The organism is Synechococcus sp. CCY 0621 (assembly GCF_019038465.1).
Taxonomy (GTDB): domain Bacteria; phylum Cyanobacteriota; class Cyanobacteriia; order PCC-6307; family Cyanobiaceae; genus Cyanobium.
Genome location: NZ_JAFKRH010000015.1, coordinates 210,451 through 224,248, shown reverse-complemented (window position 1 = coordinate 224,248; position 13,798 = coordinate 210,451). Strand labels below are relative to the sequence as shown.

Below are 13,798 nucleotides of genomic sequence, written 5' to 3'. Positions count from 1 at the left end.
CGATCTCGGAATGCCAAATGAGTCAATTGCATTGACCGACGGGACAGGAAGTCTCAAACTGAATACTTCGTGCTAGAAACTGCAATCACACAAAGCGCTCACTATATGACTCTAGTAGAAGAATCCACTTTCACGAGACTTTCGGCGAAAGTCGTGACGCCGTCATCACCTCCCCCTCGCCTTGAGTACCGTCTTGATCGTCTTCAGCAGGATCAGAAGATCAAGCCCCGTGCTCCAGTGCCGCAGATAGTAGAGGTCGTAACTGAGCTTGAGTTCGGCCTCCTCCACGCTGGCGTCATACGGTGCACAGACCTGGGCCCAGCCGCTGAGGCCTGGCGGCATCCAGTGACGCTTGCGGTAGTGGGGAATCCGCTGCTCGAGGTCATGCTCCAGCTCCGGACGCTCCGGCCGCGGTCCGATCAAAGTCATTTCGCCCCGCAGCACGTTGAGGAGCTGGGGCAGTTCATCCAGCCGCACGCGTCGCAGGAAAGATCCCACTCGGGTGATCCGCGTGTCCCCCTGGATGGTCCAGGTGGCGGGAACATCTGGAGAGGCCAGACGCATCGTTCGCAGCTTATAGAGACGAAACACTTGGCCCATCCAACCGCTCCGCTCCTGCACATAAAACACCGGTCCCCGATCCTCCAGCCAGATCAGCAGCCCGGACAGAGCCATCAGCGGCATGGCGGCCAACAGCAGCAACAAGGCCACAGCAACATCGGCGCCCCGCTTGAGCTGGCGCTGCACACTCAAACCGTCCGCCCAGGGCAGGTCCTCCAGGGTCAAGGCTTCCTCAGCCAGCAGGGCAGGCAGAAGGCGCTGCTGCTGGGATTCCATCTTCTCGAGCAGGCTTGGGAATCTGGGCTGGCGATGGCGGACCATTCGGCGCAGGGCAAGCCTTGTCGCCAGAGCCCAGAGGCTGAGCCACGCCAACAGCAGTACCTGGGTGCGACGGTGGCCCAGGGTGAAGGTGGGAGGAAGGCTGAGCGCCCAGTAGGCGAGCACCACCAGCAGCGTGCTGGCCAGGGCCGCCATCCCCAGCCGCATCAACACCTGAGCCCCACTCAGGCGCGGCAGGCGTAGCAGGGTGTAACTGCCGAACAGCCAACTCAACAGGACGTAGACAAGGCCGAACGTCACCAGCCACTGGGGATCCTCCAACAGATCCGTACCCAGACAGGCATCCATCAGGGCTGCGCCGGCAGCAACCCCAACCAGGTCAAGGACCGCACAGAGAGCCAGGACGCTGCGCGGCTTGCGCAAGAACACGTTTCTCCACCCGGATGGTCGTATCAGTGACTCAACTCAGCCGTCAGGTTCACGCCCGGGTTGGCCCAAGGGTGCCACGGCCTTGCGGGGAGGCCCTGCTTCACACCACCAGCAGGCTCATGCCCCAGTTCACCAGCACCAGGGCCACCCAGGCGGCGCCGCCGATCAGGATCAGGCGGTTGGAGCGGCCGCTGTCCTCGGTGCTCGCGTAGAGCACCGGCACTGCCACGATCAGGGCGAAGGACATCACCACCAGGGCCAGAACGGTGAGGGTATTGAGGATCTGCATGGGGCAGGAAGGCTCGGGGCCGGATCAGGCAGCGTGGGGGATCCTGCCATGCAGAGCGGGGCCCTGCCCGCCGCCGGAGCCATCCTTCACACGTTGTCGGGCGCGAACAGATCCCCGGCGGCCGCCAGGGCCCCGAGACCGGGGGCGGCGGCGTCCTTGGGGGCCAGCAGGGGCTGGTGGGGCTCTGGGAGCTCCCCCAGGGGCCAGTCGATGCCGATGGCCGGGTCGTTCCAGGCCAGGGAGCGCTCGCACTCCCGGCTCCAGTACCCAGCGGTCTTGTACTGCACCTCGGCCACCGCGCTGAGGGTGAGGAAGCCATGGGCGAAGCCCACCGGCACCCAGAGCTGGTGCTGGTTCTCGGCGCTGAGCCGCTCGCCCACCCAGTGGCCCAGGGTGGCGGAGTCCTGGCGCAGGTCGACGGCCACATCGAACACCTCCCCCAGCGTGCAACGCACGAGCTTGCCCTGGGCGTGAGGCTGCCGCTGGAAATGCAGGCCCCGCAACACCCCCTGCAGGGAGCGGGAGTGATTGTCCTGCACGAACTCCGGGGCGTCGGCGTCCGCCTTGCCGAGGGCATCGGCGAAGCGGCGCCGGTTCCAGCTTTCGCTGAACCAGCCCCGCTCGTCGGCATAGACCGCCGGGGTGAGCAGCAGGGGGCCTTCGATGGCCAGGAACTGCACGTTCATCGCTGGGGCTCCAGGGCCAGGTGGTCGCTGGCGGCCTCCTGCAGCAGGCGCAGCAGGTAGTCGCCGTAGCCGGATTTCTTCAGGGGCAGGGCCAGGCGCTCCAGCTGGCCGTGGTCGATCCAGCCGAGGCGCCAGGCCACCTCCTCGGGGCAGCCCACCTTGAGGCCCTGACGCTTCTCCAGGGTGCGGATGTAGCTGGCGGCTTCGTGCAGGGAATCAGGGGTGCCCGTGTCCAGCCAGGCCATGCCCCGACCCATCAGCTCCACCCGCAGCAGTCCCTCCTCAAGGTAGAGCTGGTTGAGGTCGGTGATCTCCAGTTCCCCCCGCGGCGAGGGGCGCACCTGCCGGGCCCGCTCCACCACCGTGTGGTCGTAGAAGTACAGGCCCGTCACGGCGTAGCGGCTGCGCGGCTGGGCCGGCTTCTCCTCGATGCTCAGCACCCGGCCGTCACCGCTGAACTCCACCACCCCGTAGCGCTCCGGGTCGCTCACCGGATAGGCAAACACCGTTGCCCCCGGCCGTTCGCCGTTGGCCCCCTGCAGCTGGGGGATCAGGTCATGGCCGTGGAACAGGTTGTCCCCCAGCACCAGGGCCGCCGGGGCGCCGTCAAGGAAATCGGCGCCGATCAGGAACGCCTGGGCCAGGCCATCGGGGCTGGGCTGCACCGCATAGCGGATCTCCATGCCCCAGGCCGCGCCATCCCCCAGCAGCCGCTCGAAGGCGGGACGGTCGGTGGGGGTGGTGATCACCAGCACCTCGCGGATGCCCGCCAGCATCAGCGTGCTGAGCGGGTAGTAGATCATCGGCTTGTCGTACACCGGCACCAGCTGCTTGCTGACAGCGGTGGTGAGGGGCGCCAGCCGCGTGCCGCTGCCCCCCGCCAGGATGAGTCCCTTGCGGTTCATGGCTGTTGCTTGGGCAGGGCGGCCATCAGGCTGCCCATCTCCAGGGCCTGGAGGCCATAGCTCCAGCCCAGGTTGCTCTTGATGCCGGCCCGCTCCAGGGCCTGCTGCAGGGTGTCGGTGGTGAGAACCCCGAAGATCACCGGCACGCCGGTGTCGCGGGCCACGGCGGCCACCCCCTTGCTCACCTCGGCCACCACCACATCGAAGTGGGGCGTGTCGCCGCGGATCACCGCCCCCAGGGTGATCACCACCTGGTAGCGGCCGGTGGCGGCGAGTCGCTGGGCCACCAGGGGGATCTCGAAGCTGCCCGGCACCCAGGCCACGTCGAGCTGGCTACTCTCGGGGCCCACATCAATGCCGTGGCGGGAGAGGGCATCTAGGCAGCCGCTCAGCAGCTTGCCGGTCACCAGATCGTTGAAACGGGCGATCACCAGGCCGATCCGCAGATCGGCGACATCGGTGAAGCGGCCTTCGAAAACCGTCAAGGGATCAGACCACGCAGAAGCTCACGACCCAGTTGAGCAGCATCCGGGCCTCCTCCGCCAGCGCCGGGGCGTCTCGAGTGGGATCTCCCCGGCAGGCCCCCTACGATCGGGGCGCTCCAGGCGGCGGGCCCATGGCCAGGGAAGTGCAGCAGCAGCTCCCGCTTGCGGACGACTCCGGACTGCAGGGCGACCTGTTCGGGGTTGACGTGGCGCCGGCACCGGAGCCCGACGGCGGCTTTGATGAGCAGACGCTGCTGGCGGATGCCAGCGCCAGGCCGCGTGCGCGGCGGCGGCCCTCCATGCCGAAGCCGGAGCCTGCCAAGAGCGAGAGCCCGGAGCCTGAGGACGACCTGCCCCGCTGGCACCACCATTCCCTGGTGGACCCGGCGACGCTCACGCCGGTGCTGCGCCACTACGTGGAGCTGAAGGCGGCCCATCCGGATCGGGTGCTGCTCTATCGCCTCGGCGACTTCTTTGAGTTCTTCTTCGAGGACGCGATCCTGCTCTCGCGCCTGCTGGAGCTCACCCTCACCGGCAAGGACGCCGGCAAGGCCCTGGGCCGGGTGCCGATGGCGGGCATCCCCCACCACGCCGCCGAGCGCTACTGCGCCGACCTGGTGCGCCGCGGCCTCAGCGTCGCCCTCTGCGACCAGCTGGAGGCCACCCCCGCCAAGGGGGCCCTGCTGCGCCGCGGCATCACCCGGGTGCTGACCCCCGGCACGGTGCTGGAGGAGGGCATGCTGGCGGCCCGCCGCAACAACTGGCTCTGCGCTGTGGTCCTCGACGGGGACGGCAGCGCAGCGGGCCGCTGGGGTCTGGCCGTCGCCGACGTCAGCACCGGTGAATTCCGCGTCAGCGAACGGGACGGCAGCGGCAGCCTGCACCAGGAGCTGCTGCAGCTGGAGCCCGCTGAGGTGGTGTGGCCCGGCCAGGGGGAAGCCCCCGCCTGGTGCCCCGAGGGCCTGCGGCTCACCCCCCTGGCCCGCACCCCCTTCGAAGCCACCGAAGCCGCCGCCCTGCTGCGCCGCCGCTTCCGGCTGGCCAGCCTCGATGGCCTCGGGCTGGGGGAAGCCCCCCTGGCGCTGCGGGCCGCCGGGGGCCTGCTGGCCTACCTGGACACCACCCAGGCAGCGGCGGCCGAGAGGGCCGCGTCGATCCCCCTGGAGATGCCCCGGCTGTGGCACGCCGGCGACCAGCTGGTGCTCGACGCCCAGACCCGCCGCAACCTGGAGCTCACCCGCACCCAGCTGGGCGGCGCCCTGCAGGGCTCCCTGCTCTGGGCCCTCGACCGCACCGCCACCGCCATGGGCGGCCGCTGCCTGCGGCGCTGGATCGAGGCCCCCCTGGTGGACCTGCCGGCGATCCTGGAGCGCCAGGAGGCGGTCAGCGAGCTGGTGGAGCAGCGGCCCTTGCGGCTGGGTCTGCGCCGGCTGCTGCGGCCCATGGGGGATCTGGAGCGCCTGGCGGGCCGGGCCGGCGCCGGCAGCGCCTCGGCCCGCGATCTGGTGGCCCTGGCCGATGGCCTCGAGCGCCTGCCCCGCCTGGCGGCCCTGGTGACCCAGTGCCGCAGCGGCCCCCTGGCGGCCCTCAAGGGTCCCTGGCCCGAGCTGGCCGCCCTGGCCGAGCAGGTGCGCCACCACCTGGTGGAGACGCCGCCTCTGTCGCTGAGCGAGGGCGGGCTGCTCCATGACGGCGTCGATCCGGTGCTCGACGGCCTGCGCAACCAGCTCGACGACCAGGAGGCCTGGCTCTCCCGTCAGGAGGCGGTCGAACGGCGGGCCAGCGGCAACCCCAACCTGCGCCTCCAGTACCACCGCAGCTTCGGCTACTTCCTGGCGGTGAGCCGCGCCCGGGCCGCCGCCGTTCCGGACCACTGGATCCGCCGCCAGACCCTGGCCAACGAGGAACGCTTCGTCACCCCCGAGCTCAAGGGCCGCGAAGGCCGGATCCTGCAGTTGCGGTCGAGGGTTTGCCAGCGGGAGTACGACCTGTTCTGCGAGCTGCGCCGCCGCGTTGGCGAAGCGGCAGGACCGGTGCGGGCCGCCGCCCGGCGGGTGGCGGAACTCGATGCCCTGGCCTCCCTGGCCGAGGTGGCGGCCACCTCTGGCTACTGCCGGCCCGAGCTCAGCGAGGGCCGCGAGCTGGTGATCGAGGCGGGGCGCCATCCGGTGGTGGAGCAGCTGCTGGTCGACACGGCCTTCACCCCCAACGACCTGCAGCTGGGCGCCCCTTCACCGGATTTGATCGTGCTCACCGGGCCGAATGCCAGCGGCAAGAGCTGCTACCTGCGCCAGAGCGGCCTGTTGCAGCTGATGGCCCAGATCGGCAGCTGGATCCCCGCCCGCTCCGCCCGCCTCGGCATCGCCGACCGCATCTTCACCCGGGTGGGGGCCGTGGACGACCTGGCCAGCGGCCAGTCCACCTTCATGGTGGAGATGGCCGAAACCGCCAACATCCTTCACCACGCCAGCCCCCGCTCCCTGGTGCTGCTCGACGAGATCGGCCGGGGCACGGCCACCTTCGATGGCCTCTCGATCGCCTGGGCCGTGGCGGAGCACCTGGCCGACGGCATCGGCGCCCGCACCATCTTCGCCACCCACTACCACGAGCTCAACGAGCTGGCCGAGCTGCTGCCCAACGTGGGCAACGCCCAGGTGCTGGTGGAGGAGACCGGCAATGACCTGGTGTTCCTGCACCGGGTCTGCCGGGGTGGCGCCAGCCGCAGCTACGGCATCGAGGCGGCCAGGCTGGCCGGGGTTCCCGCCTCGGTGGTGCTGCGGGCCCGCCAGGTGCTGGGCCGCATCGAGGCCAACAGCCATGTGGCGGTGGGTCTTCAGGGGGGATCCAGGGCCGCCTGATCCTGGGGCGCCTGATCCAGCCAGGCCCGCCGCAGCAGGGCATTGGCGGCGGCACCCACCAGGCCGGCCCCGCCCTTGCTGCCCTCCAGGCGGATCTGGACCAGATCGCTGGCGGCCAGGTGGCGCTTGCTCTCGGCCACCCCCACGAACCCCACCGGCATGCCGATCACCAGGGCCGGGGCGGCGATGGTTCCGGCCTCGACCAGCTCGATCAGCCGCTCCAGGGCCGTGGGGGCGCTGCCCACCAGCACCACCGCCCCCGGGTGCTCCGCCAGCGCCCGCTCCATGCCCGCCGCCGCCCGCGTGCCACCAGCCGGCGCCACGGCCGGCGCCCAGGCCAGCACCGAATGCACCGGATTGGCGAAGGTGCGCCGGGCCATGGGGGCCACGGCCGCCGCGGCCATCGCCGTGTCGGTGAGAATCGGCGCGCCGGCCGCCAGGGCTTTGAGGCCGGCAGCGCAGGCCCCTGGCCCGATACGCAGATCCGGCGCCAGGGCCAGGTCGCCGCTGCTGTGCACCAGGCGCTCCAGGACCTCCTGCTCGACCCCCACCAGGCCGGTGGGCCCGAGCCAGGCGCGGATGCGCCGCACGCTCTCCTGGAAGATCGGGTGATCGAGCGAGGCCTCGAAGCTGTTGATCGCCTGGCGCGGCATGGGGGCACCGGGACGGGAAGCGGCGAGGCTACGGGATGCACCCTGGCCGTGCTCCGGGTGGGCAGGGGCCTCTGCCGAGCAAAATCCAAACCTGTACATTGTGTACAGAACTCGATTGCGGCCGCCAACACCATGGACACCCTCGGCGTCCTGGAGGCCAGGAAGCGCTTCCCCGAGCTGCTCGATCGAGCCCACGGGGGCGAGGAGACCCTGATCTCACGCCACGGCCACCCGGTGGCGGCCCTGGTGCCGCTCTGGCGTCGCCACCGTCCCCAGCGGCAGGCCCTGATCGCCCTCAAGGGCAGCGGCCTCGCCTGCTGGCCGGACCCGCTCCCGCCGAGCCAACCTTGGCCGGTCCAACCCCTGGAGAGCAGCGCCAGCCTGACCCTCGGTTCGGCTGTGGCCGTCGACGCCACGGTGTTGATCCCCTTCCTGCGCGGCGACGCCTCCAGCCGCCACGCAGAGCCCCTGATCGCCGCGATCGCCGCCGGCCGCTGGCGGGGCGTGCTGAGCATGGCCACCTTGATGACGCTGATGGAGGGGCCCCTGCGCCTGGGGGATGAAGCCCTGGCGGCCCGCTACGAAGCGGTGTTCAGCGACCCGGCGGCCTGGACCCTGGTGAGCCTCACGCCCCAGGTCGCCCTGGCGGCAGCGCGCCTGCAGCGGCCAGGCATCCACGCCGCAATGGCGCCCGAGGTGGCCCTGGAGCTGGCCTCGGCCCTGCAGGGTGGCGCCACGGCGATGATCAGCCGGGACCCCCGCCTGCTCGCCGCCCTGCCCCAGCCGGCGCCCCTGCACTGAATGCCGATTCACCTCTACTGGGGCGACGATGAAGCCGCCCGCCAGCGGGCCCTGGCGGCCCAGATCGAGGCCCTGGTGGATCCGGCCTGGGCCTCGATCAACCTCAGCCGCCTCGACGGTGCCGATCCCGGTCAGGCGGCCCAAGCCCTGGAGGAGGCCCGCACGGCCCCCTTCGGCGCCGGAGCCCGGGTGGTGGTGCTGCAGCGCAGTCCCTTCTGCCAGGCCTGCCCGGCGGAGCTGGCCGCCCAGCTGGAGGCCGCCCTCGAGCTGATCCCCGCCGATGGCCACCTGTTCCTGGTGAGCGAAGGCAAGCCCGACGCCCGGTTGCGCACCACCAAGCGGCTGCGGGCCGTGGCGGAGGAGCGGTCCTTCCCCCTGCCCCCCATCTGGGACGGGGCCGGCCAGATCGAGCGGGTGGAGAGCGCCGCCCGGGACCGGGGCCTGGCCCTGGCCCCCGGGGCGGCTGAAGCCCTGGCCGAGGCGATCGGCAGCGATGGCCTGCGGCTCGCCAGCGAGCTGGAGAAGCTGGCGCTCCACGCCGGCAGCGCCGCCGGCCCCATCACGGCCGAGGCGGTGGCCGCCCTGATCGGCGGCCAGGTCACCAGCAGCCTGGCCGTGGGGGATGCCCTGCTGGCCCAGCGCCCCGCCGAGGCGATCGCCCTGGTGGAGGCCCTGCTGGAGGCCAACGAACCCGCCCTGCGCATCGTGGCGGCCCTGGCCAGCCAGATCCGGGGCTGGCTGTGGGTGTGCCTGCTGGAGCGCAGCGGCGAGCAGGACGTGGCCGTGATCGCCAAAGCCGCGGGGATCGGCAATCCCAAGCGGATCTATGTGATGCGCAAACAGATCCGCGGCCGCAGCCCCGAGCAGCTGCTGACCCTGCTGCGCCGCCTGCTCGACGTTGAGGCCGCCCTCAAGCGCGGCGCCGACCCGGGCGACGCCTTCCGGGACGGCTTCCTGCTGGCCGCCCTGGCAGAGCCCGGCAGCGCCCCGCGTTGATAATCGAGCCCGACGCGCCGGCGACGAGCCCATGGGCCTGCTGATACAGAAGTTCGGGGGGACGTCGGTGGCCGACACCGAGCGGATCCGGGCGGTGGCCCGCCGCATCGCCGCCAGCCGCGAGGAGGGCCACGAGCTGGTGATCGTGGTGTCGGCCATGGGGCACACCACCGACCAGCTCACGGGCATGGCCGCCAGCCTCTGCAGCGACCCGCCACGGCGGGAGATGGACATGCTGCTGGCCACGGGCGAGCAGGTGTCGATCGCCCTGCTGGCCATGGCCCTCCATGCCGAAGGCGTCCCTGCCGTCTCGATGACCGGCACCCAGGCAGGGATCATCACCGAATCGGCCCACGGCCGGGCCCGCATCCTGGAGGTGCGCACCGAACGGCTGCGCCGCCTGCTGGAGGACGGCCACGTGGTGGTCGTGGCCGGGTTCCAGGGCACCAGCAGTGGCCAGGCCGGCACCCCGGAGATCACCACCCTGGGGCGGGGTGGCTCCGACACCTCGGCGGTGGCACTGGCGGCGGCCCTCGGCGCCGACGGCTGCGAGATCTACACCGACGTGCCCGGGGTGCTGACCACCGATCCCCGCAAGGTGAGCGACGCCCAGCTGATGGCGAGTGTCAGCTGCGACGAGATGCTGGAGCTGGCCAGCCTCGGGGCCGCGGTACTCCACCCCAGGGCCGTGGAGATCGCCCGCAACTACGGCGTGCCCCTGACGGTGCGCTCCAGCTGGAGCCAGGCCCCCGGCACCCGTCTCACCAGCGGTCCTGCCCGGCCGATCGGCAGTGAAGGGCTGGAACTGGGCCGGCCCGTGGATGGGGCCGAACTGGAGGCCGACCAGGCGGTGCTGGCCCTGTCCCACGTGCCCGACAGGCCGGGCGTGGCCGCCACCCTGTTCGAAGCCCTCGGCGCCGCCGGGCTGAACGTGGACCTGATCGTGCAGGCGATCCACGAGGGGTCCAGCAACGACATCGCCTTCACCCTGACGGCGTCCGAAATGGAATCGGCCCGACGGGTGTGCCAGGAGGTGCTGGCCGCCATGGGGGCCGATGGGGCCCAGCTCTCGGCCGAAGCGGGCATGGCCAAGCTGAGCATCGCCGGCGCCGGCATCCTGGGCCGCCCCGGTGTGGCGGCCCGCCTGTTCGACACGATGGCCCGCCTCGGCATCAACCTGCGCCTGATCGCCACCAGCGAGGTGAAGGTGAGCTGCGTGGTGGATGGGCAGCTGGGGGCCCGGGCGCTGCGGGCCGCCGGGGAGGCCTTCGAGCTGGCCGACCAGCAGCTGCGCCACGATCCACCCCCCTGCCACCTGGGCGATCCGGCGGTGCGGGGGGTGGCCCTCGACCGCGATCAGGTGCAGGTGTCGGTGCGACGGGTGCCCGATCGGCCGGGGGCCGCCGCGGCCATCTGCCGGGCCCTGGCCGATGCCGGCATCAGCCTGGACGCCATCGTGCAGTCGGAGCGCACCCACGGCGGCCCCGAGGACCGGCGGCGGGACATGAGCTTCACCCTGCGGCGCGACGACCGGCCGGGGGCCGAACGGGCCCTGGCACCGATCCTGCGCCAGTGGGACGGTGCCTGCTTCGAGGAGGGGCCCGCCATCGCCAGGGTCAGCGCCGTGGGGGCCGGGATGGCCTGCACCGCCGGCACGGCGGCGCGGATGTTCCGCTCCCTGGCCGATGCGGGCATCAACATCTCCCTGATCGCCACCAGCGAGATCCGCACCAGCTGTGTGGTGGCGGAAGCCGATGGGGTGCGGGCCCTGCAGGCGGTGCACCAGGCCTTCGGCCTCGGCGGCACGACCCGCCACGCCGCTGAGGGAACGGAAGCCCCCGCAGCTGAAAGCGCCTGCCCTTCCTAGGGTTGGTCCGGCAACAGGGTGGCGGCATGCTGGTTCGGTTCTGGGGAACCCGCGGTTCGATCGCCAAACCCGGCCCCGACACCTTCCGCTTCGGCGGCAACACCTCCTGTGTGGAGGTCCGCTCCGGAGCAGGCACCCTGCTGGTGATCGACTGCGGCACCGGCGCCCACGGCCTGGGACAGGCCCTGATGCAGGAGAGCCCCGACGGCATGGAGGGGTCGCTGCTGATCAGCCACACCCACTGGGACCACATCCAGGGCTTTCCTTTCTTCGCCCCCTTCTTCGCCCCCGGCCACGCCTGGGACGTCTACGGACCCAGCGGCCTCTCGGGCAGCCTGCGCAGCGTGCTCTCGGGCCAGATGCAGCACGCCTACTTCCCGGTCACCCTCGACCAGTTCGCCGCCGCGATCCACTACCACGACCTGGGCGAAGGCACCTTCCGCATCGGCGACGTGACGGTGACGACCCACTACCTCAACCACCCCGCCCTCACCCTGGCCTACCGGCTCCAGGCCGATGGGGCCACGGTCGTCTACTGCTGCGACCACGAACCCCACGCCGCCGAGCTGGCCAGCGGCATCGGACCGCTATCGGGCCAGGACCTGCACTACGCCGAGTTCATCGAGGGGGCCGACCTGGTGATCCACGATGCCCAGTACACGGCCCTGGAGTTCCCGGCCAAGCTCGGCTGGGGCCACAGCTCGGTGGAGTACGCCGTGCGCCTCTGCGAGGAGGCCGGGGTGGCCCGGCTGGTGCTCACCCACCACGATCCCCTGCGCAACGATGCAGCCATCGACCTGATCCTGGCCCGGGTGCGCGCCGATCTGGCCGACCGGGGCTCCCCCCTGGAGGTGATGGCGGCCTCGGAGGGACTGGTGCTGCGCACCTCACCCACCCGGGGCGCCGTCGCGGAGACCGGTGCCGCGTGTGGTGGCCAGGCGGAGATGCCCGGCGGCCCTCCGGCCCTGGTCTGGGTGGCGGACAGGGACCTGGAGGCGGGCCTCAGCACGGCCCTGCGCCTGGAAGGCTTGCCCTGCCGGGTGGCCCCCGATGAAGCGGACCTGCTGCAGGCCCTCGAGCAGCAGGGGGCCTCGGTGCTGCTGCTGGAGCAAGCGCCAGGCCCGGAAGGCCCTGGACTGACCCACCACCTGCGGCAGGTCCTGGGCACGTCGGCGGCCGCTACCCCTGTTCTGATGCTGGCCGCCGAGGAGAGCCTGGCCCGGAGGGACGACCCCCTGGTCAGCGAGTGGCTGGTGCAGCCCATCTCCGAAAGCTTCCTGCGTGCCAGGCTTCGGGCCTGGAGCCTGGGCAGCCCCTGCCGCTGGCAGCGGGCCCGGCCACCGGGGGACGAGCCGCGCCGCCTGCGGCGCCTGGGCGAGCTCGGCCTGCTGGACACGGAGCGGGAGGAACGCTTTGACCGCCTGACCCGGATCGCCGCCGCCGCCTTCGACGTGCCGATCGCCCTGATCAGCCTGATCGACGCGGAGCGGCAGTGGTTCAAGTCGTGCCACGGCCTGGCCACCTGCCAGACCTCCCGCGATCTGGCCTTCTGCGCCCATGCGGTCGCGCAGAAGTCGGATCTGCTGGTGGCGGACACCTGGCTCGACGACCGCTTCGCGGACAACCCGCTGGTGCTGGGGGAGCCGCGCATCCGCTTCTACGCCGGCTCGCCCCTGACCCTCGACGACGGCACCTGCCTGGGCACCCTTTGTCTGATCGACAACCGGCCGCGCCAGCTCAGCAGCACCGAGCTGGCCCTGCTCCACGACCTGCGCGACCTGGTGCTGCTGGAGATCTCCCCCACGCCATGTCCGGCCACCGTTCCGGGATCCTGAACCGGCTGGCGGCGGCCCTGCTGGTTCCCGCCCTCCTGGGGGGCTGCCAGCCGGCGCCCAGTGCCGCCGCGGTGCGCAGCGTGCCAGTGGTGGGCGGCCTGGAGCACCCCTGGGCCGTGGCCTGGCTGCCAGGCGGCGATCTGCTGATCACGGAGCGGCCGGGCCGGTTGCGCCTGGTGCGGGGCGGTGTGCTGCAACCGGAGCCGATCGGTGGTGTGCCGAAGGTGCTGGCCGCCGGCCAGGGGGGCCTGCTGGACGTGGCCGTGCATCCCGACTTCGCCACCAACCGCTGGATCTATCTCACCTATGCGGCCGGCAGCGCCGCGGCCAACCACACCCGGCTGGCCCGGGCCCGCTTCGACGGCCGTGGCCTCAGCGACCTGCAGGTGCTGTTCGCCGTGCCGCAACGCAAAGCCGGCAGCCAGCACTTCGGCTCGCGCCTGCTCTGGCTGCCCGATCGCACCCTGCTGCTGGCCATCGGTGACGGGGGCAATCCTCCGCTCCAGCTGGAGGGGCAGCTGATCCGCACCCAGGCCCAGAACCCAGGCAGCGCCCTGGGCAAGGTGCTGCGCCTCAACGACGACGGCAGCCCCGCCAGGGGCAGCCCCTTCGCCGGCAGGCCCGGCACCCTGCCGGGGCTCTGGAGCCTCGGGCATCGCAACATCCAGGGCCTGGCCCTCGATCGCCGCACGGGCCGGGTCTGGGCCAGCGAACACGGCGCCAGGGATGGCGACGAGCTCAACCGGATCGAGGCCGGGGTGAACTACGGCTGGCCGAAGGTGACCCACAGCCGCGAGTACTTCGGCCCCGCCATCGCACCGACCAGCAGTGCACCGGGCCTGCGGGATCCGGCCCTGGTCTGGACGCCCGCCATCGCCCCCTCCGGCCTGACGCTCTACGACGGCGATCGCTATCCAGGCTGGCGCGGTGATCTCTTCGCCGGCGGGCTGGTGTCGCAGCAGGTGCATCGCCTGCGCCTCACTCCGCAGGGATCCGCGACACCACAGGAGGAGATTTCCATCGGCGCCAGGGTGAGGGACGTGCGCCAGGGACCGGACGGTTTCCTGTATGTGCTCACCGATGGGGCCGGCGATGGCCAGCTGCTCCGGCTTGAACCCATCTGACCGCGATTGGCCCACTGGCCATGACCTAGG

The 13,798-nt window shown here is 71.6% G+C and carries 12 protein-coding genes; 6 read left to right on the top strand and 6 right to left on the bottom strand.

Going from position 1 to position 13,798, the window contains the following annotated elements; genetic code table 11:
* Positions 1-165: 165 nt before the first annotated feature.
* The 5 genes from KUG43_RS06255 to ribH form a co-directional block, all read right to left on the bottom strand.
* Positions 166-1,188, bottom strand: a complete 1,023-nt coding sequence (locus KUG43_RS06255) for a sugar transferase (protein ID WP_216907185.1) — start codon at positions 1,186-1,188, stop codon at positions 166-168.
* Between the two features lie 181 nt (positions 1,189-1,369).
* Positions 1,370-1,558 (bottom strand): photosystem II reaction center protein PsbZ, encoded by a 189-nt coding sequence (gene psbZ, locus KUG43_RS06250; protein WP_094584244.1) that lies wholly within the window; start codon positions 1,556-1,558, stop codon positions 1,370-1,372.
* Between the two features lie 86 nt (positions 1,559-1,644).
* Positions 1,645-2,244 (bottom strand): dTDP-4-dehydrorhamnose 3,5-epimerase, encoded by a 600-nt coding sequence (gene rfbC / locus KUG43_RS06245; protein ID WP_216907183.1) that lies wholly within the window; start codon positions 2,242-2,244, stop codon positions 1,645-1,647.
* Entirely contained in the window at positions 2,241-3,149 is a 909-nt protein-coding gene (gene rfbA / locus KUG43_RS06240; protein WP_216907181.1) for a glucose-1-phosphate thymidylyltransferase RfbA, read from the bottom strand. Before rfbA ends, rfbC begins: the two co-directional genes overlap by 4 nt.
* The gene (gene ribH / locus KUG43_RS06235) at positions 3,146-3,634 is read right to left on the bottom strand and encodes a 6,7-dimethyl-8-ribityllumazine synthase (protein ID WP_216907179.1); all 489 of its coding nucleotides are present in this window, start codon (positions 3,632-3,634) and stop codon (positions 3,146-3,148) included. Before ribH ends, rfbA begins: the two co-directional genes overlap by 4 nt.
* 131 nt (positions 3,635-3,765) lie before the next feature.
* Between ribH and mutS the strand changes: the two genes are divergently transcribed.
* Complete coding sequence (mutS, locus tag KUG43_RS06230; RefSeq protein WP_216907177.1) at positions 3,766-6,492, top strand: DNA mismatch repair protein MutS; 2,727 nt, start codon at positions 3,766-3,768, stop codon at positions 6,490-6,492.
* Here mutS and KUG43_RS06225 read toward each other — a convergent pair.
* On the bottom strand, positions 6,468-7,145 hold the full coding sequence (locus tag KUG43_RS06225; protein WP_216907175.1) for a precorrin-8X methylmutase: 678 nt from the start codon (positions 7,143-7,145) through the stop codon (positions 6,468-6,470). The genes mutS and KUG43_RS06225 overlap by 25 nt on opposite strands.
* A 132-nt stretch (positions 7,146-7,277) precedes the next feature.
* Between KUG43_RS06225 and KUG43_RS06220 the strand changes: the two genes are divergently transcribed.
* Genes KUG43_RS06220 through KUG43_RS06200 form a run of 5 tightly spaced genes read left to right on the top strand, consistent with a single transcriptional unit; the run spans position 7,278 to position 13,768 of the window.
* Positions 7,278-7,946 carry a type II toxin-antitoxin system prevent-host-death family antitoxin gene (locus KUG43_RS06220; protein WP_216907173.1) on the top strand — a complete coding sequence of 223 codons (669 nt, stop codon included), beginning with the start codon at positions 7,278-7,280 and terminating at the stop codon, positions 7,944-7,946.
* Positions 7,947-8,942, top strand: a complete 996-nt coding sequence (gene holA, locus KUG43_RS06215) for a DNA polymerase III subunit delta (RefSeq protein ID WP_216907171.1) — start codon at positions 7,947-7,949, stop codon at positions 8,940-8,942.
* Positions 8,943-8,973: 31 nt separating this feature from the next.
* Positions 8,974-10,809 (top strand): aspartate kinase, encoded by a 1,836-nt coding sequence (locus tag KUG43_RS06210; RefSeq protein WP_216907169.1) that lies wholly within the window; start codon positions 8,974-8,976, stop codon positions 10,807-10,809.
* A 26-nt stretch (positions 10,810-10,835) separates the two neighbouring features.
* Positions 10,836-12,644, top strand: coding sequence for an MBL fold metallo-hydrolase (locus KUG43_RS06205; protein WP_216907167.1), 1,809 nt, complete (start codon positions 10,836-10,838; stop codon positions 12,642-12,644).
* Positions 12,617-13,768 carry a PQQ-dependent sugar dehydrogenase gene (locus KUG43_RS06200; RefSeq protein WP_216907165.1) on the top strand — a complete coding sequence of 384 codons (1,152 nt, stop codon included), beginning with the start codon at positions 12,617-12,619 and terminating at the stop codon, positions 13,766-13,768. Before KUG43_RS06205 ends, KUG43_RS06200 begins: the two co-directional genes overlap by 28 nt.
* The last annotated feature ends 30 nt before the right edge of the window (positions 13,769-13,798 follow it).